This window comes from Roseateles sp. P4_D2, assembly GCF_056401875.1.
This window is the reverse complement of the sequence record NZ_JBFUIM010000005.1, coordinates 22141-48407: the sequence shown is the minus strand read 5'-3', so window position 1 is coordinate 48407 and position 26267 is coordinate 22141. Positions and strand designations below refer to the sequence as shown.

28 protein-coding genes and 1 riboswitch are annotated in these 26267 nt (G+C 67.6%); of the genes, 7 read left to right on the top strand and 21 right to left on the bottom strand.

Annotation, left to right across the window (positions count from 1 at the left end; all coding sequences use genetic code 11):
- Positions 1-5: 5 nt before the first annotated feature.
- The 18 genes from tolA to AC1DW0_RS10235 form a co-directional block, all read right to left on the bottom strand.
- On the bottom strand, positions 6-869 hold the full coding sequence (tolA, locus tag AC1DW0_RS10320) for a cell envelope integrity protein TolA (RefSeq protein WP_477945712.1): 864 nt from the start codon (positions 867-869) through the stop codon (positions 6-8).
- A gap of 1 nt (position 870) precedes the next feature.
- A complete protein-coding gene (gene tolR, locus AC1DW0_RS10315) occupies positions 871-1308 on the bottom strand; it encodes a protein TolR (RefSeq protein WP_056202295.1) in 438 nt (145 codons plus the stop codon).
- Entirely contained in the window at positions 1308-1985 is a 678-nt protein-coding gene (gene tolQ / locus AC1DW0_RS10310; protein WP_056202298.1) for a protein TolQ, read from the bottom strand. The genes tolR and tolQ overlap by 1 nt, the downstream gene beginning before the upstream one ends.
- On the bottom strand, positions 1982-2377 hold the full coding sequence (gene ybgC / locus AC1DW0_RS10305; RefSeq protein ID WP_056202301.1) for a tol-pal system-associated acyl-CoA thioesterase: 396 nt from the start codon (positions 2375-2377) through the stop codon (positions 1982-1984). The genes tolQ and ybgC overlap by 4 nt, the downstream gene beginning before the upstream one ends.
- Positions 2374-3552, bottom strand: a complete 1179-nt coding sequence (locus AC1DW0_RS10300; protein WP_477945709.1) for a pyridoxal phosphate-dependent aminotransferase — start codon at positions 3550-3552, stop codon at positions 2374-2376. The genes ybgC and AC1DW0_RS10300 overlap by 4 nt, the downstream gene beginning before the upstream one ends.
- Before the next feature lie 10 nt (positions 3553-3562).
- Positions 3563-4057 (bottom strand): transcription antitermination factor NusB, encoded by a 495-nt coding sequence (gene nusB / locus AC1DW0_RS10295; protein ID WP_056202311.1) that lies wholly within the window; start codon positions 4055-4057, stop codon positions 3563-3565.
- Positions 4054-4527, bottom strand: coding sequence for a 6,7-dimethyl-8-ribityllumazine synthase (ribH, locus tag AC1DW0_RS10290; RefSeq protein ID WP_056202314.1), 474 nt, complete (start codon positions 4525-4527; stop codon positions 4054-4056). The genes nusB and ribH overlap by 4 nt, the downstream gene beginning before the upstream one ends.
- A 16-nt stretch (positions 4528-4543) precedes the next feature.
- Positions 4544-5641, bottom strand: coding sequence for a bifunctional 3,4-dihydroxy-2-butanone-4-phosphate synthase/GTP cyclohydrolase II (gene ribBA / locus AC1DW0_RS10285; RefSeq protein WP_056202317.1), 1098 nt, complete (start codon positions 5639-5641; stop codon positions 4544-4546).
- A 49-nt stretch (positions 5642-5690) separates the two neighbouring features.
- A complete protein-coding gene (gene ribD / locus AC1DW0_RS10280; RefSeq protein ID WP_457352679.1) occupies positions 5691-6722 on the bottom strand; it encodes a bifunctional diaminohydroxyphosphoribosylaminopyrimidine deaminase/5-amino-6-(5-phosphoribosylamino)uracil reductase RibD in 1032 nt (343 codons plus the stop codon).
- Between the two features lie 31 nt (positions 6723-6753).
- Positions 6754-8061 (bottom strand): type IV pilus modification PilV family protein, encoded by a 1308-nt coding sequence (locus tag AC1DW0_RS10275; RefSeq protein ID WP_457392791.1) that lies wholly within the window; start codon positions 8059-8061, stop codon positions 6754-6756.
- 2 nt (positions 8062-8063) lie between these two features.
- Positions 8064-9395: a PilX N-terminal domain-containing pilus assembly protein gene (locus AC1DW0_RS10270; protein ID WP_477945706.1), complete on the bottom strand. Its 1332-nt coding sequence runs from the start codon at positions 9393-9395 to the stop codon at positions 8064-8066.
- On the bottom strand, positions 9392-10129 hold the full coding sequence (locus tag AC1DW0_RS10265) for a PilW family protein (protein ID WP_157281970.1): 738 nt from the start codon (positions 10127-10129) through the stop codon (positions 9392-9394). The genes AC1DW0_RS10270 and AC1DW0_RS10265 overlap by 4 nt, the downstream gene beginning before the upstream one ends.
- Complete coding sequence (locus AC1DW0_RS10260) at positions 10123-10731, bottom strand: pilus assembly FimT family protein (protein WP_162247845.1); 609 nt, start codon at positions 10729-10731, stop codon at positions 10123-10125. Before AC1DW0_RS10260 ends, AC1DW0_RS10265 begins: the two co-directional genes overlap by 7 nt.
- Before the next feature lie 2 nt (positions 10732-10733).
- On the bottom strand, positions 10734-11207 hold the full coding sequence (locus AC1DW0_RS10255) for a type IV pilin protein (protein WP_477945703.1): 474 nt from the start codon (positions 11205-11207) through the stop codon (positions 10734-10736).
- A gap of 113 nt (positions 11208-11320) precedes the next feature.
- On the bottom strand, positions 11321-11872 hold the full coding sequence (locus AC1DW0_RS10250; RefSeq protein ID WP_056202335.1) for a GspH/FimT family pseudopilin: 552 nt from the start codon (positions 11870-11872) through the stop codon (positions 11321-11323).
- 157 nt (positions 11873-12029) lie between these two features.
- Positions 12030-12473 carry a transcriptional regulator NrdR gene (gene nrdR / locus AC1DW0_RS10245; protein WP_056202338.1) on the bottom strand — a complete coding sequence of 148 codons (444 nt, stop codon included), beginning with the start codon at positions 12471-12473 and terminating at the stop codon, positions 12030-12032.
- Positions 12474-12484: 11 nt separating this feature from the next.
- Complete coding sequence (gene glyA / locus AC1DW0_RS10240) at positions 12485-13738, bottom strand: serine hydroxymethyltransferase (RefSeq protein ID WP_056202341.1); 1254 nt, start codon at positions 13736-13738, stop codon at positions 12485-12487.
- A 59-nt stretch (positions 13739-13797) separates the two neighbouring features.
- Positions 13798-13923: riboswitch (ZMP/ZTP riboswitch) on the bottom strand.
- Positions 13924-13942: 19 nt separating this feature from the next.
- The gene (locus AC1DW0_RS10235) at positions 13943-14794 is read right to left on the bottom strand and encodes a lytic transglycosylase domain-containing protein (protein ID WP_056202343.1); all 852 of its coding nucleotides are present in this window, start codon (positions 14792-14794) and stop codon (positions 13943-13945) included.
- Positions 14795-15013: 219 nt separating this feature from the next.
- Between AC1DW0_RS10235 and ubiD the strand changes: the two genes are divergently transcribed.
- Entirely contained in the window at positions 15014-16552 is a 1539-nt protein-coding gene (gene ubiD, locus AC1DW0_RS10230; protein ID WP_056202345.1) for a 4-hydroxy-3-polyprenylbenzoate decarboxylase, read from the top strand.
- 160 nt (positions 16553-16712) lie between these two features.
- On the opposite strand, the gene AC1DW0_RS10225 is transcribed toward ubiD, so the two are convergent.
- The gene (locus tag AC1DW0_RS10225) at positions 16713-17501 is read right to left on the bottom strand and encodes a YdcF family protein (protein ID WP_162247846.1); all 789 of its coding nucleotides are present in this window, start codon (positions 17499-17501) and stop codon (positions 16713-16715) included.
- A gap of 37 nt (positions 17502-17538) precedes the next feature.
- Between AC1DW0_RS10225 and AC1DW0_RS10220 the strand changes: the two genes are divergently transcribed.
- From AC1DW0_RS10220 to AC1DW0_RS10200, 5 genes are read left to right on the top strand one after another with little or no spacing between them, the layout of a single operon-like run.
- On the top strand, positions 17539-20991 hold the full coding sequence (locus AC1DW0_RS10220; RefSeq protein WP_477945699.1) for a DUF748 domain-containing protein: 3453 nt from the start codon (positions 17539-17541) through the stop codon (positions 20989-20991).
- A gap of 10 nt (positions 20992-21001) precedes the next feature.
- The gene (gene msrA, locus AC1DW0_RS10215; RefSeq protein ID WP_477945697.1) at positions 21002-21538 is read left to right on the top strand and encodes a peptide-methionine (S)-S-oxide reductase MsrA; all 537 of its coding nucleotides are present in this window, start codon (positions 21002-21004) and stop codon (positions 21536-21538) included.
- Positions 21538-22179, top strand: coding sequence for an ABC transporter ATP-binding protein (locus AC1DW0_RS10210; protein WP_056202358.1), 642 nt, complete (start codon positions 21538-21540; stop codon positions 22177-22179). Before msrA ends, AC1DW0_RS10210 begins: the two co-directional genes overlap by 1 nt.
- Positions 22176-23363: an FtsX-like permease family protein gene (locus tag AC1DW0_RS10205; RefSeq protein WP_477945695.1), complete on the top strand. Its 1188-nt coding sequence runs from the start codon at positions 22176-22178 to the stop codon at positions 23361-23363. Before AC1DW0_RS10210 ends, AC1DW0_RS10205 begins: the two co-directional genes overlap by 4 nt.
- A 20-nt stretch (positions 23364-23383) precedes the next feature.
- Positions 23384-23869: a DUF3299 domain-containing protein gene (locus AC1DW0_RS10200; protein WP_056202365.1), complete on the top strand. Its 486-nt coding sequence runs from the start codon at positions 23384-23386 to the stop codon at positions 23867-23869.
- On the opposite strand, the gene pdxH is transcribed toward AC1DW0_RS10200, so the two are convergent.
- Positions 23866-24501 carry a pyridoxamine 5'-phosphate oxidase gene (gene pdxH, locus AC1DW0_RS10195; RefSeq protein ID WP_056202368.1) on the bottom strand — a complete coding sequence of 212 codons (636 nt, stop codon included), beginning with the start codon at positions 24499-24501 and terminating at the stop codon, positions 23866-23868. The two genes, AC1DW0_RS10200 and pdxH, sit on opposite strands and share 4 nt — an antisense overlap.
- Positions 24502-24900: 399 nt before the next feature.
- Here pdxH and AC1DW0_RS10190 point away from each other — a divergent pair, with 399 nt between their 5' ends.
- Positions 24901-25509 (top strand): nucleotidyltransferase family protein, encoded by a 609-nt coding sequence (locus tag AC1DW0_RS10190; RefSeq protein WP_056202371.1) that lies wholly within the window; start codon positions 24901-24903, stop codon positions 25507-25509.
- Here AC1DW0_RS10190 and AC1DW0_RS10185 read toward each other — a convergent pair whose 3' ends face one another.
- Positions 25510-26133, bottom strand: coding sequence for a gamma-glutamylcyclotransferase (locus AC1DW0_RS10185; RefSeq protein ID WP_157281976.1), 624 nt, complete (start codon positions 26131-26133; stop codon positions 25510-25512). It abuts the gene before it with no gap.
- Between the last annotated feature and the right edge of the window lie 134 nt (positions 26134-26267).

Below are 26267 nucleotides of genomic sequence, written 5' to 3'. Positions count from 1 at the left end.
CAGGACTATTCGCGCGGGCGGAAGGTGAGGATCAGCACTGGTGGCACGCGGCCGTCGATGTCGCGCGGCAGGGTCTCGGCCCTCTCGATGGCGCGCAGCACGGCACGATCCCAGTCGGGGTCGGGACTGGCCTTGAGCACCTTGCTGCCAAGAATGCGGCCGTCGGGGCCCAGCGTCACCTGCACCTCGGCGGTCGGGTTCGCGACGCCATCGTCCGGGTAGATGATGAGGGGGCGGATCTTGCCCTTGATGCGGCCGGCATATCCCGCGGACGGCGCCGAGTTCTGGGCCGCGGCGCCGGTGGAGCCGGGCGTGCCACCGGCCATGCCCTGGATGCGGCGCAGGTTTTCCTGACGCAGCGCTTCGCGCCGGGCATCGGCCTCCTTGGTGTCTTTCGCCTCTTTCGCGTCCTTGGCCGCCTTGGTGTCCTTGGCCTTCTTGCGGTCCTGCTCTTCCTTGTCCGCTTTCTCTTTGGCGAGCTTGTCCTTGGCCAGCTTCTCCTGGGCGGCTTTGTCGCGCTCGACCTTGGCAGCCTCGTCGCGGGCCTTTTCCTCCTTGCGCTTCTTCTCCTTGGCGATGGCGATCTCGGCCTCACGCTGCTCGGCGGCGGCCTCTTCGGCTGCTCGCTGCTGGGCGCGGGTGTCGGGCTTGGGCGCTTCGGGTTCGGGCTCGGGCGGCGCTTCCTCGCGCGGCGCGGCCACCTGGGGCACCGCCGACCACAGCTCGGCCTCGAAGGCGGGCGATGAATCGCTGTGCCAGTTCAGGCCATAGCTGAGCGCGAGGATCAGCAGGCCATGGGCGATCAGCGCCAGGGTCATGCCGCGGCCGAGGCCCGCAGCCTCGGGGGGGCGTAAGGTCGCGCTCGTCATCTCACTTGGAGGAGGAGGCGCCGCTCTTCACAGCCAGGCCGACGCGCTGGATGCCGGCGCGCTGCAGCGTGTCCATGACCTGCACGACGGCCTCGTACTTGACGTTCTTGTCGGCCGAGATGACGACGGGGCTGGTCGCATCCTTGCCCTGCGCCTTCTTGACGCGCTCGGCCAGGCGGTTCGCGGGAATCGATTCGGGCTCGAGCTGGTCGACCTTGATCTTCAGCTTCTCGTCGGTGCCGACGATGATCTGGATGACATGCTCGGGCTGCTGGCGGCTCTTGCCCACGCTGGGCAGGTCCACGAGGCCAGTCGTGATCAGCGGCGCGCTGACCATGAAGATGATGAGCAGCACCAGCATCACGTCGATGAACGGGACCATGTTGATCTCGTTCATCGTGCGCCGCCGACGGCCGCCACGGGAGGAGATGGAGGCCATCAGCTGTGGGCGGTGGAATTGCGCTGCAGGATGTTGGAGAACTCCTCGATGAAGGTCTCCAGCGTGATTGCGCTGCGGTCGATCTGGCGCGCGAAGCGGTTGTAGGCCAGCACGGCGGGAATGGCGGCGAACAAGCCGATGGCCGTGGCGACCAGCGCTTCGGCAATGCCCGGCGCGACCGTGGCCAGCGTCACCTGCGTCAGATTCGACAAGCCGACGAAGGCGTGCATGATTCCCCAGATGGTGCCGAACAGGCCGACATACGGGGAGACCGAGCCCACCGACGCGAGGAAGGACAGGTTGTGCTCCATCGCGTCCAGCTCGCGATGGAAGCTCGCGCGCATCGCGCGGCGGGCTGCGTCGAGCAGGGCGCCGGCATCGGTCACGCGCTTCTCACGCAGCTTCAGGAACTCGCGCATGCCTGAGGCGAAGATGCGCTCCAGAGGTGCGGCATCCGCACGGTTGCCTACCGACTGGTAGAGGTCGTTGAGGTTCTTGCCGCTCCAGAACTCGGCCTCGAAGGCGTCGTTGCGGCGCTTGATCTGGCCCAGGCCGATCAGCTTGCCGAAGATGACGCTCCAGCTCGCCAGCGACACGAGCAGCAGGCCCGCGATGACGAGCTGCACCGCGAAGCTGGCGTGCAGGATCAGGGAGACGATGGACAGGTCTTGGTTCATGCGGTGATCGCTGCCACGACGGTGTCGGGCAGGCGTTGGGGTTTCAGGTCGCTGGCGCGCACGCAGCCGATGCGGATCTCGCCTTCGCACAGCAGCGTGTTAGCGCGCAGCGCGCGCTGGCGAACCACGAGGCTGGCGCGGCCCGCGGGCTCAGGTTCGACAGTGATGGTCAGCAGATCATCCAGCTTGGCCGGCGCGGCGTAGCGCAGGCTGGTAGCGGCGACGACGAAGATGAGGCCGGTGTCCTCGCGCAGCTGGTGCTGCTCGACGCCCGCCGCACGCAGCCACTCGGTGCGAGCGCGCTCGAAGAACTTCAGGTAGTTGGCGTAGAAGACGATGCCGCCGGCGTCGGTGTCTTCCCAGTACACGCGAACTGGAAATTCGAAGTTCATCCAATCACCTCGCGCAGACGATGCACGGCTTCCTGCAGGTCTTCCATCGACGACGCGAAGGAAAGGCGCATCCAGCGCTGCGGATCGGTCAGGCCGAAGTCGCGGCCCGGCGTCAGCGCGACCTGGGCGCTTTGCAGCAGTTCGTGGGCGAAGGCCCAGCTGTCGGCGTGATGGCGGCTGACATCCATCCAGGCGTAGAAGGCGCCGTCCGGGGGCACTGGCACATTCAAGTCCAGGGCGTTGAGCGCGGGCACGATGTAGTCGCGGCGCTCGCGCAGTACCGCACGGCGGCGTTCGAACTCGGCGATGGAGGCGGGCTCGAAGGCCGCCAGCGCCGCCATCTGCGACAGCGTGGACGGGCAGATATAGAGGTTCTGCGCCAGCCGCTCGATGGCGGGCACGAGATCAGGGGGCAACACCAGCCAGCCCAGGCGCCAGCCCGTCATGCCGAAGTACTTGGAAAAGCTGTTGACCGAGATGATGTCCTCGCCCAGTGCAAGCGCGCTGTGGCCGAAGTGCTCCTCGTAGCTGAGCGGCAGGTAGATCTCGTCAACCACCGTGACGCCACCGCGCTCACGCACGAAGCCGGCGATGTCGGCCAGCACCTCGGGCGCAATGGACGTGCCGGTCGGGTTGCTCGGCGAGGCCAGCAGCACGCCACGGGTCGCCGGTGTCCACGCGTCGCGGACCTGCTGCGCTCCGAGCTGGAAGCGCTCCGCGGCGCCGGTCGGCAGCAGCCGCGGCGTGGCGTCCGCAGCCGTCACGAAGTGGCGATTGCAGGGGTAGCAGGGGTCGGGCATCAACACCTCGTCGCCGCGCTCGAAGAGGGCCAGGCAGGCGAGCTGCAGGCCGGCCGACGCGCCGGCCGTGATGGCAATGCGTTCGGGCGCGATGGCGAGGCCGAAGCGCTGGCCGTACCAGCGCGAGATGGCTTCGCGCAATGCGGGCAAACCGAGGGCATCGGTGTAGGGCGTCGGGCCCTGGGCCACGCGGGCCACGGCTTCACGGACCGCGGGCGCGGCGCCGAAATCGGGCTCGCCGACATTCAGGCGGATCATGTGCCGGCCGCCCAGCGCCGGATCGCACAGCGGCCCGGCCGCGACCCGGGCCGCGGCCTTGGCCAGCTCCATCACATAGAAGGGCTCGATGCGGTCGAGCCGCGCGGCCAGTTTCATCAGCGCTTCGTCAACGCTTGGCTGCGACCTCGACGGGGCGCAAGTCGCCCGCCGCGCGGTCCAGCACGCCGTTCACATATTTGTGCCCATCGGTGCCGCCGAAGGACTTGGCCAGCTCGACCGCCTCGTTGATGGCGACCCGGTAGGGGATGTCGACGCAGTGCTTGAGCTCGTAGGCGCCGATCATCAGGATGGCGTGCTCAATGGGCGAGAGCTCGGTGGTCTTGCGGTCGACGTGGCGCGACAGGATGGCGTCGAGATCAGCCGCTTCGTTGACGCAGCCAGCCAGCAGCGCGTCGTAGTGCTTCACGTCGAGCTTGGCATAGCCTTCCTGCTCACGGCCCAGGGCGGTGATGGCGCCGATGTCCTCGCCGGTCAGCAGCCATTGGTAGAGGCCTTGCACGGCGGCCTCGCGTGAGCGGCGGCGGGCGGACTTGGCGGGAGCGCGCTTGACGCCAGGTTTGTTGGCCGTCTTCGTGGCGGTCTTGGGGGTGGAGGCGTTCACTCGATCTCTTTCAGCAGATTGGCCATTTCGACGGCGACGCGGGCAGCGTCGCGGCCCTTGGGTTCGGCGCGGGCCCAGGCCTGGGCTTCGTTCTCGACGGTCAGGATGGCGTTGGCGATCGGGATGCCATGGTCCAGGCCGACGCGGGTGACGGCCGCGCCGCTCTCGTTGGCCACCAGCTCGAAGTGGTAGGTCTCGCCGCGGATGATGCAGCCCAGGGCGATCAGCGCGTCGAAGTCATTGCTCTCGGCCAGGGCCTGCAGGGCCAGTGGCACTTCCAGCGCACCCGGCACGGTGACGTGGCGGATGGCTTCGGTCGGCACGCCGAGCACCGACAGCTCGGCCAGGCAGGCGCTGGCCAGGGTCGAGGTGATGGCGTCATTGAAGCGCGCCTGGACGATGGCGATGGTCAGCTCGCTGCCATCGAGAGCGCCCTCGAAGCTGGGCAGGCCTGGTTCGGAATCTTGCATCGCGGGCCTTTCGGGTTCAGCAGTTGGGAGGCGCAGTAAAGCCGGTCACTTCGAGGCCATAGCCGGTCATGCTGGGCATGCGGCGCGGGCTGCCCAGCAGGCGCATGCGGTGTACGCCCAGGGCCTTCAGGATCTGGGCGCCGACGCCATAGGTGCGCAGGTCCATCGCGCCCTTGGTGGCGGGGGCCGGCTCGCAGGCCTGCACGCGGGCCAGCACGCCGGCGGCGTCCTCGCCGCAATTCAGCAGCACGACCACGCCGCCCGGGCTGGCCTTGACGGCGGCCAGCGCGGCGGGCAGGCCCCAGGAGTGGCCGCAGGGGCCGGCTTCCAGCAGGTCCATGACCGACAGCGGTTCGTGCACGCGCACGAGGACTTCGGTGTCGGGCGTCCACTGGCCTTGGCTGAGCGCCAGGTGGGTGCCGCCGGTGCGGTCGGTGAAGACCTGGCAGTCGAACTCGCCCTGGGCCGTGTTCAGGCGGCGCTCGGCAACGCGCTGGATCAGGCTCTCGTGGCGGCTGCGGTGTTCGATGAGGTCGGCGATGGTGCCGATCTTCAGGCCATGCTCGGCAGCAAAAATCTCAAGGTCGGGCAGGCGAGCCATGGTGCCATCGTCCTTCATGATCTCGCAGATCACCGAGGTGGACGACAGGCCGGCCATGCGCGCCAGGTCGCAGCCGGCCTCGGTATGGCCGGCGCGCATCAGCACGCCGCCGTCGTGGGCCTGCAACGGGAAGATGTGGCCGGGTTGCACGAGGTCGCTGGCCTTGGCGTCCGCAGCGACGGCCGCCTGCACGGTGCGGGCACGGTCGGCGGCGGAGATGCCGGTCGTGACGCCGGTGGCGGCCTCGATGGACACCGTGAAGGCGGTGCCATGCTGGGTGCCGTTGCGCCGCGTCATCGGCGGCAGCTGCAGGCGCTCGCAATGCTCGCGGGGCAGGGTCAGGCAGATCAGGCCGCGGCCGTAGCGGGCCATGAAGTTGATGGCCTCGGGCGTGACGAGGTCGGCCGCCAGCACGAGATCGCCTTCGTTCTCACGGTCTTCCTCGTCGACGAGGATGACCATGCGGCCGGCAGCCAGCTCGGCCACCAGCTCGGGAATGGGGGAGATGGGCATAGCCGGCGATTGTAGGTGGCGACCCTAGCGGCTGGTGCCGCGTGGGGCGTTACTTGGGACGCAGCCGCAGGCGCAGATCCGGGCCGATGGGTGTGGCTTCGATGAGGCGCCAGCGACGCGCGTCGCCGAGTTCGGCCAGCGGGCTCAGCGCCGCGAGCGGGCGGCCTTCGCCGATCAGCATGGGCGCCTGGTAGATCAGCAGCTCGTCGACCAGGCCGGCATCGAGGAAAGCCCCGGAAAGCGTCGGACCGGCTTCGACATGCAGTTCATTGATGCCTTGGGCGCCGAGTTCGGTCAGCAGCGCGGCCAGATTGGCCCGCCCGGGACCGATGACGCGGGCTTCTCCGGGGGGCTGCAGGATGCGGGCGCCGCCTGGCATGCGGCCTTGCGGGTCCAGCACGATGCGCAGCGGCTGACGAGCAGTCGGCACCAGGCGCACATCGAGGCGCGGGTCGTCGGCCAGCACGGTGCCGATGCCGGTCAGCATGGCGCCTGCGCGCTTGCGCCAGGCATGGCCGTCGGTGCGGGCGGCCTCGCCGGTGATCCATTGGCTGCGGCCATCGGGCAGGGCGGTGCGGCCGTCGAGCGAGATGGCCGACTTCAGGCGCACGAAGGGCCTGCCGCGCTGCATGCGCGAGAAGAAGCCGATGTTGAGTTCGCTGGCCGCCTCGGCGATGGCCGGGTCCGCCAGTTCAACCTGCAGGCCGGCAGCCTTCAGGCGCGCGAGGCCCTGGCCGGCGACTTGTGGGTTGGGGTCCTTGACCGCAGCCACGACGCGCGCGATGCCGGCGGCAATCAGCGCATCGCAGCAGGGAGGCGTTCGGCCATGGTGGGAGCAGGGCTCGAGGGTGACAACGGCGGTCGCGCCGCGCACATCGTGGCCGCGCGCGGCTGCATCGCGCAACGCCATCACTTCGGCATGGGCCTGGCCAGCCGGCTGGGTGTGGCCCGCGCCGAGTTCCCGGCCGTCGGGAGCCAGGATGACGCAGCCGACGCGGGGGTTGGGGTCGGTCAGGCCGATGGCCTGCTCGGCCAGGGAAAGCGCTCGCAGCAGCGCCGCCGTGATTGCGGGCGAATTCATGCGAGCAGTCTAGGGCCCGCCAACGCGGCGGCTAAGGTCCAGGGGCAGGCTGCAGCTGGATGGTCGAGTAGTCGGCGAAGACGCCGGCACTTGGATTCACCGCTGGCGCAGTCGGGCAGTCAAGGTCGCCGCGGATGACCAGGAAGTTCTGGCGTGCCAGGGATCCCGTCACCTTGCCATAGACCTCGGGATGCTCTTCGTTCTCCAACGCCTTCAAGTCGGTCGTGAACCTGCTGCCGTTGCCGTTGTAGTCGGCGCTGTAGCGGCAGACGCGGTATTCGGATGCGGTGGTGCCGATGGTGATGCCCGTCAGTTCAAGCTTGCCAGACCAGAGTTTGGTGGTGGTATCGGGGTAGACGATGCAGTTGTAGGTGACGAAGGGCTGGGCGCTTGGCGACGTGGTGGGGGCATCGTCGAAGCAGTCTGGCGCCGGTGTCGGCGCCGAGGCGGTGAACGTGTCCAGCACCATGCTGCCACCGCTCATTACCGGCGCGCCGTTGACGAGTTGTGGCAATGAATAGCTGCCGCCAGTGATAGCCAGCCCCAGGTCGATGGCTGTGCCACCGGGGGCGCTCGGGTTGGGCGGGTTGCTGTTGGAGAACCGGATCACGCCGCTGAGCAGGTAGCCGACCGTGTTGTTCTTGCAGGATTCAACGCCGGCGGCGGTGAGCGCGGAGACGGCCGTGCCCGGCGTGATGCTGCATTTGCCGGTGATGACGCCCGTCACGTTATTGAAGACCCAGGCCACTCCGGTCGAACTGCTCGGAATGAAGGCGCTGTTCTTGCCATCCAGTTGCTTGGCTCCAACCGGGATGGCGGGGTGCCGGGCAGAGGGCAGCGTGACAGGCCCTGCCGGCGGTGTGAAGCCCACGGCCGCACTGAAGAGCGGATCCACAGCGGCGACGACCGTGTCCAGGTTGACGAACTGCGGGTCGCCAGCGCGGTCGGTCCAGGCCACGCTGACGCGGACATGCCTGGCGCCAGCCAACTGCGTGACCAGGCGCTCAATGCTGTAGGTGGTGTTCGAGTCCGCCGGCGTGAGCGGCGTTGCCGCCTGGGCGCTGATATCGCTATAGGCCGGTGTCGCGGCTGGCGTCGCCGCGGTCCGCGTCACCGTCGTGAAGGTTTTCAACGTGGCCATCTCGGCGCGGGCGATGCGCATGGCCTCGCTGCGTTGCTTGGCCAGGTCGGCGCCCCGGCGCAGATTGCTCATCAGTCCGACGAGGGCGAGCATGCCGAAGGACATCACGAGCAAGGCCACCAGGGCCTCGATCAGCGTGACGCCGCGCTGGCGGCGCGAGGCGCGGCGGGAAGTTTGGGAGTGCAAGGACTTGAGCATCGTCAAATTCCGTAGGTCCCGTCGATCCAGCCACCTGAAACGCGGGCGTAGCTGCCCAGGCGGTTGCGCAGCTCGTTCGCAATGGACTGCTGGTAGATGATGTCCATCTGGCCCGTTGCGGTCATTTGACCCTGGACCACCACCATGCCCGTGACCTGCGAGGCCCCTGCGGTGTTGTTCGTCCAGGTCAGGTCCCCGAGGACGACCAGCATGCCGTTCAGTTGCATGGGGCCAGTGAGGGCCACGTCGCCGTACACGACGAGCACGACCGGTGCAGCCGCCGTGCCGATGGTGACATCGGAGCTGATGGCCATGTCGCCGCTGACAGTCAGGATGCGCTTGCCGGCGTTGACGGCGTCGACGAGCGCCGTGCCGCAATCGACCGCGCAGGTCACGGCGCGTGCGGCAGGGTGGTTGAGATATCGGCTCGGCGCCATGCCCATGAAGTTGCGGAAGAACTTGATGTTGCCTTCGGTGGTGTTACCCAGGTTCTGTAGAGAGGTGTCGCCGAAGACCCGCGCCTGATCCGGCGGCGTACCCGGTACGCTGTCCATGCGATCGTCATTCAGCGTCGGCGCCAGGCCACCGGAGACGACGAGCAGGCCGACCGAGCGCGGGTCGGTGTTGTGCAGGCCCAGGCCGCCGCTGCCCGCGGTCGTCATGTTGCCCTTGACCGTCAACGGTGCGGCCGGCGAGGAAGGCACCGCTGCAATGAAGGCGATGGCGGTGTTCTGCAGCACCGTGGCCGCCGCCCGCTGGCTGCGGGCCTCGGTGTTGGCACTGACGCAGTTGTCGACGCTGCTGTCGGTGCACCCATAGGCTGACAACAGGAAGCTGCCGTAATGGGTGGCGGCGTCCGTGCCCAAGGCGATGCCGAAGCTTGGGATCAGGGCGCCTGCGAGGGCCGTGCTGGGTTGGGCCGTGCGGCTAGCGGGTGCCGGGCAGCGGCAGACCAGACCCGTGTCGGTCGAGGAGCAATCGACGACAAGGTTGAGGTTGGAAGGGGTCGGGAGCTTGCTCGTGACGGCACGATCGGCGGCCGAGACATTGAGGTATTTGTCGACAAAGCGCGTACCGCCCGTGGCGACCGTGGCGCAGTTGTCGTCGATGCCCGTGCCATTGAGCATGGCCACGGACCATTCCACGCCTGCTTCGGCCATTTCCTGAGCCATGCTGGCGCGGTAATAGCTGCCGGAGATGCGCTGCTCGAACATCAGGTTGCGGTTGGCATAGGCGGCCAGCAGGGCCATGACCAGGAAAAGCACCATGACCACGACCAGCGTGGCGGCACCGCGCTGGGGCCGTGCGAAATGCATGAAAGGTTCTTGCTTCATGCTGGGCATTCCCCACTGATGTCGTCGGCGCGAATCTTTTCGCTGACCGTCAGCGTACGGACGACGCTGGGATCGGCCCTGGCGACCGCCCGGATCGTGAAATTGACGGTTCTCAAGGACTGGGTCGGGCAGGTTCCCGCCGACGTGCAGGACGGATCGCAGAGATCGTCAAGAGGAATCTGCTGCGTCACGATGTTGGCTGCGAAATTCGTGATCCTGACGACGTTCGGATCGGTGATGGGCTGCCAGTTGTGAGCGCCGTTGGCTAGCAGGCCCAGCGCAATGGAGAGCGTCTCGTCTTCCAACTTGACGCCGAATTGCTCGTTGCCTGAGACGATGTTGCTCACGTTCAGAATGCCGTTGGCCTTCTTCGCATAGCGGTAAAAGAGATCGCTGCCGCCAGCGGTGGTCTGGGTCAATGCGGTGTAAGGGCTGGAGGCGGCTTCCTTGGCCGGCGTTGCGCCCGCGTTGCGCTCGGGCTCCCAGACCCCCTTTGAAGGCAGGCCGCGGTAACCCGCCCGGCGCATGTCCTGCTGCAGCAGGTCGGCGGCGATCCGCAGGTCCTGTTGCATCTGCACTTCCAGCATCAGGCGCCGATGTTCGTTGATCTGCCGCGTGGCCACGACGGCCGCGCCGGCGGTGACGATCAGGCCGACCGTGATGCCCACCATCAATTCAACCAGACCCAACCCGCGTTGGGCTCGGTACGACTTGGTGCGTGCGGTATTCAGCATGACGCGTACCCACTCATCCTTTGAAACGGCTTGGCCTCGTTTCTTTCGGCCGGCGCAGACGGCGCGCAAACCCTGACACGCCCGATGCCATTCACCTCAATGCGCAGCGTGTAGCCTTTTCCCAGGCCCACCACGTCGACTTGGAAATTCCCAGTCTCCATCGTCATCTGATCGCGCGCGAATCGGATGTAGTTGTTGCCAGCGGCCCAGACACCCTCAGCATCGAACTGCACATGGGTTTTGGGCAACTGGAACAGGCGCAATGACCTGCCGCCTCCGGTGGGGCAAAGATTGTTCGCCGGATAGTGGCATCTGCAATTGTTGCCCCCCGCCGATGTCACGACCATCGCGCAGCTCATCGTCGCGTGCGGGTCGAATCGAACGAAAAGCAGAGAATTGGCCGCATTCGTTTCCGCCTTGGCGTAAGTCAATATGCCGGAAACCTCTTCGGCAGCGGCCGTCACCCGGCGCCTTTCCAGCAAATCGGCCATCGAAGGAATGGCCATCGCCAATATGACGCCGAGAACCGCCACGGCGACCATGATCTCGATCAGCGTCAGGCCGGATATCCGGGCCTTCAAGATGCGGACAGGGCTTCTCATGACTATCGAGGCCAGCATTCAGAGCCGGTGTCGCGATTCGTGCCGCTGTTGCTGGGGTCGCCTGTCGCCGAGTACTGGGGTGTAGCACCCACCAGGGTCACCGTCAGGGTCTTGCAGGTCAGATCCGTCGCCTGTTTGCCGCCGGCGATAGGGGTTGCCGTGGCGATGTAGCCGACGTCAAACCCCGGGGTTGCGCCGACGCCTGAGAGGCTGACGCTGTAAAGGGGCGTGATGCTGGCAATGTTCAAGTTCAGCGCGCTGAGGGTCGACGCGTAGGTGGCTGAATTGCTGCGGAAACGCTCCTGCGCCTGCATGACGGCGGTCAGCGCGGAGATGGCGTCTGCGCGGCGGGCTCGCTGCATGTGCGAGGTGTAGGCGGGGTAGGCAACCGCGGCGAGGATGCCGGCAATGGCCAGCGCGACCATCAGCTCGATCAGGGTGAAGCCACGGCGTCGCGGACGGGAACAGGTGCGCATGGGCGGATTTTCGGCAGTACGTCACAACGATCGGTAACGTCTTGGCCGCTCATCCGCCGAGTTGCGCCGCTGGTCGGCATCCACCATGAATGAAGGGGCGAATGAAACGGCCCTCAGGCGCACTTGGGCATGCCGCTGACTTTGTTCGTGCCCACGTAGCAGCTGCGCACGCGGCCGGTGAGCGCCACGACCTGGCGGATGGATTGGCCGCCGCTCAGGCTGAGATCAATGCTGCCGGCCTGGGTGACCAGGCCTTGGAGGTACTGGAATTGCAGCGTCTCGGCGTTGCTGCTGAGGCGCACGGGCTGGGTCGTCGGCAGCCACTCGGCCTTGATGACCTGGCTGCTCGGCTTCTTGCAGGCGGCCTTGCCGCCAGCACAATCGCAGTCGTCCTTGGCGCCGATGTACATCACGTAGCAGGCGTTGGCGCCCTTGCCGCTGATGCGGAAGAAGACCGAGTCGCCCAGGCGGGCCGCTTCGCTGCGCGCCAGGCGCAGGTCGCTGGCCAGGGTGTCCGCGCTGACGCGCAGTTGCTGCTGCTGGCGCATCGTACCCATGGCTGGGACCGCCTGGCCGAGCAGGGCGGCGCAGATGCCGACGCTGGCGCAGAGCTCCACGAGCGTGAAACCACGGTTGCTGCGACGGGTGTTGGCGGTGCGGTTCATGGTGCTTCCCTGGGTTCGTTGTTGATGGAACGAACTCTAGGAAGCGGGGCTCACCGCGTCTTTCCCCCCAAAGGCGGAACGAAGAGGGATGGCGGGTGCCCCATCCCCCTGGTCTCCCCCTCATCTCCCCCCGCCGGGGGATAGGGTCAACCCGGTATCAGATCTCGCGGATCAGCTGCCGGAACTCGTCGACGTCCTCGAAGCTGCGGTACACCGACGCAAATCGAACGTAGGCGACCTTGTCGATGCGCTTGAGCTCGCGCATGACCAGCTCGCCCAGTCGCGTGGACGCGAGCTCGCGGGCGCCGCTGGCGAGCAGCTTCTCCTCGATGCGGTTGATGGCCGCATCGATCTGCTCGACGCTGACCGGCCGCTTGCGCAGGGCCAGCTGCATGGAGGCACGCAGCTTGGACGCGTCGAAATCGGCGCGCCGCCCGTCCTTCTTGACGACCGAGGGCATGGCAATGTCAGCCCGCTCATAGGTCGTGAAGCGCTTGTCGCAGGACAGGCAGCGGCGCCGGCGCCGGACGACGTCACCCTCATCCGACTCCCGGGTCTCGGCGACCTGGGTTTCGGTGTGAGAGCAGAACGGGCAGCGCATTGAGGCTCGACTTAGCCGCGGTAGACCGGGAAGGCGGCCGTCAGCGCCGCAACCTTCTCGCGCACGGCGGCCAGGTTGGCCTCGTCATGCGGCTTGTCCAGCACATCGGCGATCAGGTGGGCCGTCTGGCGAACTTGCTCCTCCTTGAAGCCGCGCGTCGTCATGGCCGGCGTGCCCAGGCGAATGCCGCTGGTGACCATGGGCTTTTGCGGGTCGTTGGGGATGCCGTTCTTGTTGCAGGTCATGTGGGCGGCGCCCAGGATGGCCTCGGCTTCCTTGCCCGTCAGGTTCTTGGGACGCAGGTCCACCAGCATGACGTGGCTCTCCGTGCCGCCGGAGACGATGCGCAGGCCGCGCTCGATCAGCGTGTCGGCCAGCACCTTGGCGTTCTTGACGACCTGCTCCTGGTAGACCTTGAACTCGGGCGTCAGGGCTTCCTTGAAGGCCACGGCTTTGCCGGCGATGACGTGCATCAGCGGGCCGCCCTGGATGCCGGGGAAGATGGCCGAGTTGATCTTCTTGGCGATCGCCTCGTCGTTCGTCAGGATGATGCCGCCGCGCGGGCCGCGCAGGCTCTTGTGCGTGGTGGACGTGACGACGTCGGCGTGGGGCAGAGGGTTGGGATAGACGCCCGCGGCGATCAGGCCGGCGTAGTGCGCCATGTCGACCATGAAGTAGGCGCCGATCTCCTTGGCGATCTTGCCGAAGCGCTCGAAGTCGATGCGCAGCGAGTAGGCCGAGGCGCCAGCGATGATCAGCTTGGGCTTCTTCTCGCGGGCCAGGGCTTCCATGGCGTCGTAGTCGATCGCTTCATTGGCGTCCAGGCCGTAGCTGATGACGTTGAACCACTTGCCGCTCATGTTCAGCGCCATGCCGTGGGTCAGGTGGCCGCCTTCGGCCAGGCTCATGCCCATGATGGTGTCGCCCGGCTGCAGCAGCGCGAAGAAGGCGCCTTGGTTGGCCTGCGAGCCGGAGTTGGGCTGCACGTTGGCGAATTCGGCGCCGAAGAGCTGCTTCAGGCGATCGATGGCGAGTTGCTCGACGACGTCGACGTACTCGCAGCCACCGTAGTAGCGCTTGCCGGGGTAGCCCTCGGCATACTTGTTGGTCAGCTGGCTGCCCTGGGCCTGCATGACGGCCGGCGAGGTGTAGTTCTCGCTGGCGATCAGCTCGATGTGGTCTTCCTGGCGGCGGTTCTCGTTCTGGACGGCGGTCCAGAGTTCGGGGTCGACCAAGGCGAGGGTGGAGGTGTTGCGGTCAAACATGCTGGTGTTTCCGAAGGTCAGGCGGTGAATCCCCGGCGGTCACGGCAGGCGTGATGTCCCAAGGCTGCCCAGGCGAACGGCTGATAGCGGTTGTCATGTCGACAGAGGACAGCCGCCTCACGCTCCCCGGTGGTGGCCCACCTCAGGTCAGCTAGTGACCCTGATCGCCAGTCGCGTGAATGCTCAGTGTATGTCAGCCGCGCCTCAGCGCAGCAGGGCCACCTGGGCGGAGTCGCCGGTCGAGGGGGCAGACGCCGCTTCGCGCACCAGCGGCCGGACGGTCGTCATGGTCGGCACCGTGCGGCCGGCCGCGACCGCCTTCAGCAGGTCGTGCTCGGCCAGCACGCGGCCCGCATAGCCTGTGTCCTCGGCCAGATTGGCCGCGCCGACGTAATAGCGCAGGCCCTCTTCCAGGCCGCCGGCGCGCTGGATGCATTCCTTCAAAACCTGCACGCCCACGCGCAGATTGGTGACCGGATCGAAGGCCGCCAACGTGCCGCCGAAGGCTTCGTACTTGTCGTCGTGCACGCGGGTCATGACCTGCATCAGGCCCTGGGCGCCAACGGCACTCTGCGCAAAAGGGTTGAAGCGCGACTCGATGGCCATGATGGCCAGGATCAACGTTGGCTCGACCTTGGCGCGCTGGCCCACGGCCCAGGCTTCCTGCACGAGGCGGCTGATGGGTTCCGGCGCCACGCTGTACCGGCGCGCCAGCCAATGGGCGACGGCGGCCTGCTGGCGGCTCAGCTCGCGGGGGTCGGTGGCGGTGGCGCGGGCAATGGCATCGGGCTCGGCCGACGCCATCAGGGTGTTGCCCTCGGCCTCGGCACGCGCTTCATGGCGCGCATTCAGCCAGCCGAGGGTGGCGGATTCCACTTTCTCACGCAGGCCGGCCTGGCTCGTGAACACCAGCAGCACCGACACCACGGCCAGCCCCAGCAGGGCCAGTGTGTTGTGGCTGACCACGAGCAGGCCGTTGCCGATGTCCTTGACGAACAGCGACGCCGAATCCCGCGTGTGGCGAGCCAGGCTGAACAGGTCTTGACGTGTCGTCATTCGACTCCTTGTGCCGCAACCCGCCTCAGGCTGCCTCGATGCGAAGCGGTCTGGGTGGGGCGACGGTGATAATTTCCCGGCCGATTGCTCTGGTCTGTGGCATCTCTGTGCCCGGAGGACCTGGCCGGTTGGGCTTCAGTAAAAACCCGAAGCGACGAATTTTACGAGGCGTAGATAACCAGTCAAGGTTGTTTTGCCTCTTCAAAACTACTTTTGGTTATGAAATACAGCGATCTGAGGGACTTCATCGCCGGCCTCGAAGGCCTCGGAGAGCTCAAGCGCGTGCGTGAAAAAGTCTCGCCGGTGCTGGAGATGACTGCCCTCAGCGACCGCGTGCTGCGGGCCGGCGGACCGGCCCTGCTGTTCGAGGCGCCGGCCGGGTTTTCCACCCCCGCCTTGACCAATCTTTTCGGGACAACGCGTCGCGTCGCACTCGGCATGGGCGCTGAGTCTCTGGCCGATTTGCGGGATGTCGGCCGGGTGCTCGCCAGCCTCAAGGAGCCCGACCCACCCAAGGGCCTGAAAGACGCCGGCAAACTGTTGCAGATGGCCAAGGCCCTGTGGGACATGAAGCCCGCCGTGCAGCGCCGCGCGGCCTGCCAGGAAGAGGTCATGGAGGGCAGCGACATCGACCTCGGCCGCCTGCCCATACAGACTTGCTGGCCGGACGACGCAGCCCCCCTGATCACGTGGGGTCTGGTCATCACCCGGGGGCCGACCCGCACCCGCCAGAACCTGGGCATCTACCGCCAACAGCTTATTTCCCCCCGCCAGGTCATCATGCGCTGGCTGGCGCACCGCGGTGGTGCGCTGGATTTCCGCGACCACGCGCTGGCCCATCCGGGCGAGCCGTTTCCGATCGCCGTGGCCCTCGGTGCCGATCCGGCCACCATCCTGGGCGCCGTCACGCCGGTGCCAGACAGCCTGTCCGAATATCAGTTCGCCGGCCTGCTGCGCGGCTCGCGTACTGAACTGGTCAATACCGGCGTGGGCAAGAACCAACCGCTTCAGGCACCGGCCTCGGCCGAGATCGTGCTGGAAGGCCACATCCCGCCTGCCGCACCCGGCTACACCGGCGTCAGCGAGCGCGGCGTGCCGCTGAAGGAAAAGGGCGGCTATCTGCACGCGCTGGAAGGCCCATTCGGCGACCACACCGGCTATTACAACGAGCAGGACTGGTTCCCCGTCTTCGAGATCTCTCGCCTGACCCAGCGCAAGAACCCGATCTACCACTCGACCTACACCGGCAAGCCGCCGGACGAGCCCGCCATCCTTGGCGTTGCGCTCAACGAGGTCTTCGTGCCCATCCTGCAAAAGCAGTTTCCCGAGATCGTTGACTTCTATCTGCCGCCTGAAGGCTGCAGCTATCGCATGGCCGTGGTATCCATCAAGAAGGCCTACCCCGGCCACGCCAAGCGGTTGATGTTCGGCATCTGGAGCTTCCTGCGCCAATTCATGTACACCAAGTTCATCGTCGTGGTCGACGACGACATCGACACGCGCAACTGGCAGGAAGTGATCTGGGCCATCACGACGCGCATGGACCCGGTGCGCGACACCACCCTGGTGGACAACACGCCCATCGACTACCTTGACTTCGCCTCACCGGTCAGCGGCCTGGGCGGCAAGATGGGGCTGGACGCGACCAACAAGTGGCCCGGCGAGACCAGCCGAGAATGGGGCCGCGGTATCAGCCTGCCGCCCGAGATCACGGCGCGGGCCGAGGCGCTATTCGGGCAACTCTTCTTGAAGCCCTGAGCGTGCTCGCCTACTGTTGAGATGCCTTTTGAGGCACAACCTCTGGCGCAATCCCTTGCGCGCCAGGAGCCCTTCGGCAAATCGCCGTGGAGCCCCAAGGTGGCATAGCCACCCACCCCGCCCGGCCTTAAAGCCCGGCGGGGTTTCTATTTGTGGCGCCTCATCGACCCGCCCACCACGCCAAGGTCTCGTAGACCACATAGCGCACACGTGCAAAGCCCTCGACGGAGGGGCACCAGTCGTCAAAGCTGCTCAACGCGTCATCGCGCAGGCCCATGGGGGCCGCCAGCATCGTCAGACCTAACGGTGCGGCCTCGGCCTCGAAGGCGCGCAGCGCGCGGCGCATGTGGGCCTCATGCGTGACCAGCACGACCTGTTTCACGCCCGCCTTCGCCAGCAGCGGCAGCGTGTGGGCGGCGTTCTCCCGCGTGTCCCGTGAACTGGCTTCGGCCCAGCGCAGTGGGAGGCCATAGTCCTGAGCCGCCACGCGGGCAATGATGTCGGCCTCGGGTTCGCGCAGTTCAGTCGCTGTCCAGCCGATACCGCCGGAAAAGGCCAGCGGCCAGCCGCTGCGCCGGGCAACCCAGACGCCATAGGCCAGGCGTTCGGCGGTGATGCGGGCCGGAGCACCAGCGGCGAACTCAGGCGCATGGCGCTTCACGCCGCCGCCCAGCACGAGCACCGCGCCGTCTGAGCGAGCGCGCAACGCGTCAATCCGGGCTGGCTCAAGAGCCGTGGGCAGCCCCACGGCCCGGCTCAGCAGTTCGCCCACCGCCTCGGTGGCCGACAGCCAGACGCCGATCAGCGCCAGGCCCAGCAACACCCCGCCCAGGCGCCGGCCTCGTTGGAGTCGCCAACCGCCCCAGGCCGCGAGCAGCAACAGGGGCGCTGGGGGCAGGGCGGCGGCAAGCAGCAACGTCTTGAAGCCTGAATAGTCGAGGGAGATCACCTGTGGCATCTTCGCCGACATCAATAATGCTTTTGCCGTGACAGTGACCTCCCGTTCCCCCGCCCGCCTCGCCCTCTGGACCATCGCCGCGCTGTCGGCCCTGGTCACCTTGCTGCTGCTGGTCGTGACACTGGCGCTACCCGGCTGGGTTACCGGCCGTGGCGCTGCACTGGCCAGCGAGGCCCTGGGCCGGCCGGTCACCGTCGAGGAGGCCAGTTTCCAGCCCTGGCGTCTGGCCCTGGTCATCGAAGGGCTGAGTATTGCCGGCGCCGACGCCGGGCAGCCACCGCTGTTCAAGCTGCAGAAATTGGACGCTGCCCTATCGCTGCGCTCTCTGCTGCGCGGCCGTGCCGTCATCGAATCCGTGGCCTTGACCAAGCCCGAACTGCGCCTCGCCCGCGTGGCCGAGGGCCGCTATGACATCGACGACCTGATCCAGCGCTTTGCCGCCAAGCCCGGCGCGCCCGAGGAGCCGGACGCCGAGTTCGCCGTCTACAACATCGAGCTGGCCGACGGGCGCATCCTCTTCGACGACCGCCCGGTGCAGCGCAAGCACGAGCTGGCCGGCCTGCACCTGGCCCTGCCTTTCATGTCGACGCTGCCGGCCGACGTCAAGGTCAAGGTGCAGCCCCAGCTGAACGGCAAGCTCGACGGCGTCGCCTTCGACAGCCGCGCCGAGGCGCTGCCCTTTGACGACGACGTCAGTGCTCGTTTGTCCTTCAAATTTGCCGGGCTGGATCTCGCACCGCTGGCCGCCTATGTGCCTGCCAGCGCGCCCGTCCGACTGGCCGGCGGCAGGCTCGATGTCGACGTGGCGGTGGACTTTGCCGAGCGCCCCAAGCAGACGCCGGGTGTCAAGCTCAGTGGCCTCATCCAGCTGCACGAGCTGGCCCTGACCCAGCCCGACGGCCAGGCCCTGCTCGGCTTCAAGCGGCTGAGCCTGCCGCTCGCCGATGTGCAACCGCTGCGTCGCCAGCTGGGCTTCGGCGCCATCCTGCTGGAGTCGCCCGATGCCTGGCTGCGCCCGCTGCCGGCAGGGTCAGGGTCTGGCGGCGTGTCATCGCCAACTGCGGCCCCCTGGCAGTTCAGCCTTGCCGGGTTGGAAGTCAAGGAGGGTCGTTTCACTCTCAACAAGGGCCTGGCGCTGGAGGCCATCCAGATCAAGCTCGGCGCAGCCGCCTGGCCGTTGAAGTCGCCTGCCCAGCTCGACGCCAGCCTGCGCCTGGACCGGGCCACGCTGACGGCCCAGGCCAAGCTGTCGCCCGAGCTGCTGCAGGCTGATGCTGAGCTGGATGGCCTCGCCGTCGAGCGCCTGGCCGCCTGGCTGCCGTTGCCCAGCGGCGTACGGCTGGTCGCCGGCCTCTCCACCAAGGCTGGCCTCACCGTCACGAACCCGCTGGCCGAAGGCGCTGCCGACCGTGCCCAGCTGACCCTGGCCGAGCTGCGCATCAGCGACGCTCGCCTTGGCCTGCCCGGCGCGCCGCGGCTGGTGACGCTGGCCTCGGCCCAGCTCGACAAGGCCAGCGTCGAGCCCGCCACGCACGCCATCACCCTCGGCACGCTGGCGCTGGACGCGCCGCGCGCTCTGCTCGCCCGCGAGCAGGGTGGCCGCTTGAACATCGCCGGCCTGCTGCCGCCTGACAGCGCCGCGTCCGCTGCCGGCCCGGCCTGGAAGGTGCAGCTTGCTGGCCTGACGGTCGAGCGCGGCGCACTGCGCTGGCAGGACGCCGCCGTGCCCGCAGGTGTCGCGCCCGTAGGCTTTACGCTTGAGCCGCTGCGCCTGCAGCTCGGCGCGCTGAGCTGGCCCGCCGCAACGCCCGTGCAGGCGCAGATCACCACCCAACTCGCTGCCCTTGGCGCGAATGATCAGCCCATCGCCGCCAGCGCCGGCAGCCTGCAGTGGAGCGGCCGCGTCGGTATTGCGCCGCTCTCGGCCAGCGGCAGCCTTCAGGCCAAGGCCCTGCCGCTGCATCTGCTCAACGCCTACCTCGACCCGGCCTGGGGACTGCATCTGCAGCGCGCCGAGCTGGGGCTGAAGGCCGAAGTCACCGCCCAGCAGGCCGGCGGCGCCTGGACGGCCAACGTAGGCGGCGACGTGCGCGTCGGGCCGCTGGCGCTGCTGCAGACCCGCGTCGTCGAGGGCCAGCGCGTCGTCGGCGAAGACCTGCTGAGCTGGCAGGCACTGCAGCTCGACGGCCTCAAGCTCGCCCTGGCGCCGGGCGCGCCGCCACGCCTGGCCGTGAAAGACGCGCTGCTCGAAGACGCCTATGCCCGCCTGATCGTCAACGACCAGGGGCGCTTCAATCTGCGCGACATCGGCCCGGCGGAAGCGGCTGCAGCGCCCGCGCCAGCCGCATCGGCAGCGCAGCCGGAATTCGCCGCCGAACGCATCCGCGTCAACCGCGGCGTCGTCGATTTCAACGACCGCTTCGTGCGCCCCAACTACAGCGCCCGCCTGACCGAGCTGCAAGGCTCGCTGGGCGCCTTCTCGTCCACCAGCAGCGCGATGGCGCCGCTGACGCTGAAGGGCAAGGTCGCCGGCACCGGCCTGCTGGAGATCGACGGTCAGCTCAAACCGGGCGCACCACTGGCCATGGACATTGCCGCCAACGCGACCGACATCGAGCTGGCGCCGTTGTCGCCCTACGCCGCCAAATACGCCGGCTACGCCATCGAGCGCGGCAAGCTGTCGACCAAGCTGCGCTACAAGGTCGAGCCCGGCGGCCAGCTGGTGGCCAGCAACCAGATCATCCTGAACCAGCTGACCTTTGGCGAGCGCGTGGAGAGCCCTGACGCGACCTCGCTGCCGGTGCGCTTCGCCGTGGCGCTGCTGAAGGACGGCAACGGCGTCATCGACGTCAACCTGCCCGTCAGCGGCTCCCTGAACGATCCGGAGTTCAGCGTCGGCGGCCTGGTCTGGAAGCTCGTGCTCAATCTCATCGGCAAGGCGCTGACCTCGCCCTTCGCCCTGTTCAGCGGCAGCGACGCACCCGAGGAGGCCCAGATCGCCTTCGTGCCGGGTGGCGTCGAACTGGCCGACTCGACCAAGCTCGACCGCGTAGCCAAGCTGCTGGTCGACAAGCCCGGCGTGCAGCTGACGCTGACGGGCTGGGCCGGCATCGCCGCCGAAGGCCAGGCCTTGCGTGAACAGCGCCTGGCCAGTGCACTCAAAGCCGAAAACGCAACACCCGATGCCGCGCTCAAGCGCCTCTACCAGGCCAGCAAGCTGCCCAACAAGCCCAAGAACCTGCTCGGCCTGGCCAAGGATCTGCCGCCCGAGCAGATGCGCGGCCTGCTGCTGGGCAGCTACGCCATCGAAGACGAAACACTGCGCCAGCTGGCGGTGGCCCGCGCCACGGCGGTGCGCGATGCGCTGCTGGCCCGCGGCGCGCCCAATGCGCGCGTCTTTCTCGCCGCGCCCAAGCTCTGCGACCAGGGTTGCGATGAGACCTGGCGCCCCCATGTCGAGCTCTCCCTTGGCGCTCATTGAAGGTCATTCCATGTCTGCTACGAATCTCGAACGCATCACCCTGGCCGGCGGCTGCTTCTGGTGCCTGGAGGCCGTCTACGAGCGCGTGCGCGGCGTGCACCACGTCGAGAACGGCTACAGCAATGGCCAGGGACCCAAGCCGACCTACGAGGCCGTCTGCGGCGGCAACACCGGCTATGCCGAGGTCGTGCGCATCGACTTCGATCCCGCCGAGGTCTCGCTGCGCGAACTGCTGGAGGTGTTTTTCACCATCCACGACCCGACGACGCTGAACCGCCAGGGCGCCGACGTCGGCACGCAATACCGCTCGGGCATCTACTGGCACACCGAGGCCCAGCGCCAGCTCGCGGCCGAGGTGCTGAAGGAGGTCAACGACCATCACGCCGGCCGCGCCGTCACCGAACTGTTACCTGAGACCAATTACCACTCGGCCGAGGCCTATCACCAGCACTACTACGCCCGCAACCCGGAGCAAGGCTATTGCGCCTTCGTCGTCGCCGGCAAGGTGGAGAAGTTCCTGGCCAGCTTCAAGCGCCTGGTCAAGTGATGCTGGCCTGGGGCGGCCTGCGCCATCGCTACGCCGGCGGCGCCGAGCTCGCCTATGCCGACTTCGCGCTCGCCGCGGGCCGGCATCTGCTGCTGCGTGGCGCCTCGGGCTCGGGCAAGTCGACCTTGCTGGCCCTGTTGGCGGGCCTGCTGCGCGTGCAACAGGGCGAACTGAACGTTGCGCAAACCGAGCTGCAGACGCTGAGCCCGCGCGCGCTGGACGCCTGGCGTGGAGCCACGTTGGGCGTCGTGCCCCAGCGCCTGCATTTGAGCGAGGCGCTGACTGTGGCCGAGAACCTGGCGTTGCCGGCGCTGGCCGCAGGGCAGGGCGCCGACCCGGAGCGCGCGGCCGAGCTGATGGAGGCGCTGGACATTGCTGAGCTGGCGAATCGCCGGCCGCACCAGCTCAGCGTTGGCCAGGCCCAGCGCGTGGCGCTCGCGCGCGCACTGATGCGCCGTCCGCGCCTGCTGCTGGCCGATGAACCCAGCGCCAACCTGGACGATGAGCACACCCTGCACATGCTGGCCCTGCTGCTCGATGCGGCCGAGCGCGAGGGCTGCACGCTGGTCATCGCCAGCCATGACGCGCGTGTCGTCGAAGCGCTGGCAGAGCGGGATGACGTCAGCGAGGTGGTCTTGTGATCCGCCTCGCGTGGCGATACCTGTGGTCCAGCCCGTTGACGACAGCGCTGAACCTGCTGCTGCTGACGCTCGGCCTCGCCGCCGTGACCTTCGTGCTGCGCGCCAGTGCCCAGGTCGAGGCGGGGCTGAAGCGCGACCTCGCCAGCATCGACCTCGTCGTCGGCGCCAAGGGCAGCCCCATGCAGATCATGCTGGCCGGTGTCTTCCACCTCGACGCGCCGACCGGCAATATCCCGTTGGCGACGCTGGAGCTGTTGAAGCAGCAGCCCCTCGTCGCCCAGGCTGTGCCGCTGTCGCTGGGCGACTCCTTCCGCGGCTACCGCATCGCTGGCACGACGCCGGCGTACATCGATCTCTATGGCGGCCAAATGGGGCAGGGCGCGCTCTGGACGAAACCGATGCAGGCCGTTCTCGGCGCCGAAGTCGCGCGCACGAGCGGGCTGAAGCCCGGTGACCGTTTCGCCGGCAGCCACGGCTTGGCCGAGGGTGGCGGCGCGCATGGCGAACATCAGTTCGAGGTCGTCGGCGTGCTGGCCGAATCCGGCAGCGTGCTGGACCGCCTCGTGCTGACCGATCTGGCATCGGTGTGGGAGGTGCACGAAGACCACGCCGTCGCACACGACGAGGAGAGCGAAAAGAAGGAGATCACGCTCGCCCTCGTGCGCTACCGCAGCCCGCTGGCCGCCGTCATGCTGCCGCGCTGGGTCAATGCGCAGGACGGCCTGCAATCCGCAGCGCCGGCGCTGGAAACAGCCCGATTGATGCGCCTGGTGGGTGCCGGCACCGAAGTGCTGCGGGGCTTTGGCATCGTGCTGCTCGCCGCGGCGGGGCTGTCGGTCTGGGTGGCGTTGCTGCATGCCGTGCGTGCCCGCCAAGGCGATCTTGCGATGCTGCGCATGCTGGGCGCGCCGGCCTCGCGTGTCGCCGCGCTGATCGCGCTGGAGGCCTTGCTGCTCGCCGGCCTCGCCGCCGTGCTGGGGCTGGTGGCTGGGCACGGCCTTGTTGCGCTGCTGGAGCGTCTGCTCGCCGAGCGACAGTCGCTTCGCCTGGGCCAGCTCGGCATGAGCGAAGCCGAATGGCTGGTGCCGCTGCTTGCCGGCGCCCTGGCGCTGCTGGCCGCTGCCTGGCCCGCATGGCGGGCCTATCGGCTGGATGTCACAACCCTGCTGCAAGCTCCGCGCTGAACCCCGACAATCCCGCCATCATGAAGTTCAAGCCCCTTCTCGCCGTCTGTCTTGCCGCTGCTGCTGCGTTCGCCCAAACGCCGCCGGGCATGGGGCAGGGGCCTGGCTATCACGACCCACGCAGCCCCTTCAAGCCGCTGGAGGAGCGCGCCGACATCGTGTCCTGGCATTTGCTGTCCCAAGTCACCGCCAAGGCCGAGAAAAAGAAGATCGTGCCGACCTTCCCCGCGGCCGTGCAGGCGCTGGACCGCAAGACCATCAAGGTGCAGGGCTTCATGATGCCGCTGGAGGCGGGCGACAAGCAGCAGCACTTCCTGCTGTCGTCGGTGCCCACGACCTGCTCCTTTTGCGTACCGGCCGGGCCCGAGGGACTGGTCGAGGTGCGCACCAAGAAGCCGGTGCGTTACACGCTGGAACCCGTCGTCGTTGAGGGTGTGCTGGCCGTGCTCAACGACGACCCTTACGGCCTGTACTACCGCGTCGAGGACGGCAACGCCGTCAATTAGGGCGCCAGCCGTTCGCGCACCCAGCGGTCGGCATCCAGGCTGAAGACCAGCCGGTCGTGCAGCCGGGAACGGCGCCCCTGCCAGAACTCAAAACGGTCCGGCACGAGGCGGTAGCCGCCCCAATGCGGCGGCCGGTCCGGGTTCAGGCCCTGCTGAACGGCCGCCTTGGCGGCGTTGGCCACCAGCACAGCACGTGAACTGATGACCCGACTCTGTGGTGAAGCCCAGGCCCCAAGGCGCGAATCCAGCGGCCGGCTCTTGAAGTAGTCGTCCGATTCCTGGGCCGAGGTCTTCTCGACGCGCCCCTCGATGCGCACGACGCGTTCCATCTCCACCCAGTGGAATTGCAAGGCCGCGTAAGGGTTGCCTGCTAACTCTTCACCTTTACGGCTTTCGTAGTTGGTGAACCAGACCATGCCGCGTGCATCGCAGCCCTTGAGCAGCACGACGCGGGTCGACGGCCGGTGGTTGGCACCGACCGTGGCCACCGTCATCGCGGTCGGCTCGGACATATCGTGGGCGATGGCCTCATCCATCCAGCGGTTGAAGAGCGCCAGCGGTCCATCCGCAGCTTGCACCTCATCCAGCTCCCCTAGTTCGTAGCTCTTTCGGAAGTCGCTCAACTTGCTCATGGCGGGAGGTCATCAGGCCTGGCGTTAGGCCCGCGTTGGTGCTGCAAAGGGCTCAGTCTAGGCGCAAGGCGCAGCGATGCCGGTGGCGTCGCGAGCACTTGCAACAACGACTGAGCCCTTTGCAGCTCCAACCCGGAGGGCCGGGGCGAGTTGCGGGGTGATTCGTCGTTACCCGCTCGTTGTGTAGGCCCGCCACACGCCTCGCAGGCGCCTTGCCTCACCCCGCAACTCGCCCCGGCGCGGGCCCAACGCCAGGCCTGACGACCTCCCTACGTATGCAGACCTTCCCTTAAGTGAACGCCCCAGTTTCAAGCGAAGCCTCACTCGGCATGCTTGTGGCACTGCAGCAAACGGCTCAGACCGGCGCTAGGTAAGTGGGTTTTGAAGGACGAATAGCAAATGACAAAGCGACGCCCCGTCGTCGTTGTGCTGGCCGCGGGTCGCGGCTCGCGCTTCCGCGGCTCGGGCCACAAGCTGGAACAGCACCTGGCGGGAACGCCCGGTGGAGATACCTTGCTGGCGCGCACCTTGCGCCATGCCATCGCGACGCAGCTTCCGGTTGTCGTTGTGACGACGGCAGCCCTGGCGCCGGCCGTGCACAAGCTCATCGCGGCGCGCGACGTCGTGACGCTGCCTGAGCGCGATACCCACGGCCGGCCTCAGCCCATCGGCATGGGGCATTCCATCGTCGCCGGCGTCAGCGCCACGGGTGATGCCGACGGCTGGCTCATCCTGCCGGCCGACATGCCGCTTGTGCAGCCGACCACCATCATGGCCGTGGCCGAGGGGCTGGAGCGCTACCCCGTCTGCTATGCCCAGTACCGCGGCATCCAGGGCCATCCGGTCGGCTTTGGCACTGAGCTCTACTCGGAGCTGGTGGCCCTGCAGGGCGATGAGGGCGCGCGGCGCATCGTGGCTCGCTACGCGGCGCAACCCATTCCCGTCGACGACCCCGGCGTGCATGTCGACGTCGACACCGAGGAAGATCTCGCGCGGCTCAGGGGCTGATCAAAGCGGGGCGCACAGCCCGTGCTGCGCCGCCAGGTGGGCCTGGCGCTCCAGTTCCGCGTCGCGGATCCCATGTTCGCGCAAACCCTGAACGGTGCGCAGCAGATAGTCCAGCGTCGTGCCGTAGCGGCCGCTGGCGTGTTGAAAGATGTGCAGCAGCTCCGGCTCATGCAAAGGCCCGGTCCAGTTCGGGCTCTGGCGCGACAGCGTGAACGCCAGGGCGCGCAGCCGGCCCGCGCCGGTGTCGCAGTTCAGCCAGCGCGGCTCGTAGACGCCGTTGGGCATCTCGCGTTCCCACAAACGCGGCAACACCTCTTCACCGACGGTGCGCGGGATGCGGTAGACCAGCCCGCGGCAACTGCCACCCGAGATCAGCGCCAGCACCAGGCCCGGCTCCTGGGGCGAGCCGCGGTTCACGCGCGAACGCATGCGCAGCACGCGGTGAAAGCCCAACACCCGCGCCGGCAGCGCGTCGGCATACTCGAACTCGGGCCGCCAGATCAACGAGCCATAGGCAAACAGCAGCAGGTCTTCGCCGCTAGCCCGCCATTCGGCGGTCGTGCGCTGCAACAGATGGGCGCTGCGCGCCGGGCCATGGGGAATATGGATTGCCTGTGACGCCATCGCCCCCATCTTGTCATGCCAGAGAGTTGCACGACGTTTCTCAGGTACCCAGCCCGTAACCCGCGCAGCGCTGGAGGCAAGTAATATGGTTACCTAAATTCCCAAGGGCCGGTTACGAGAGCCGCAGGAGACCC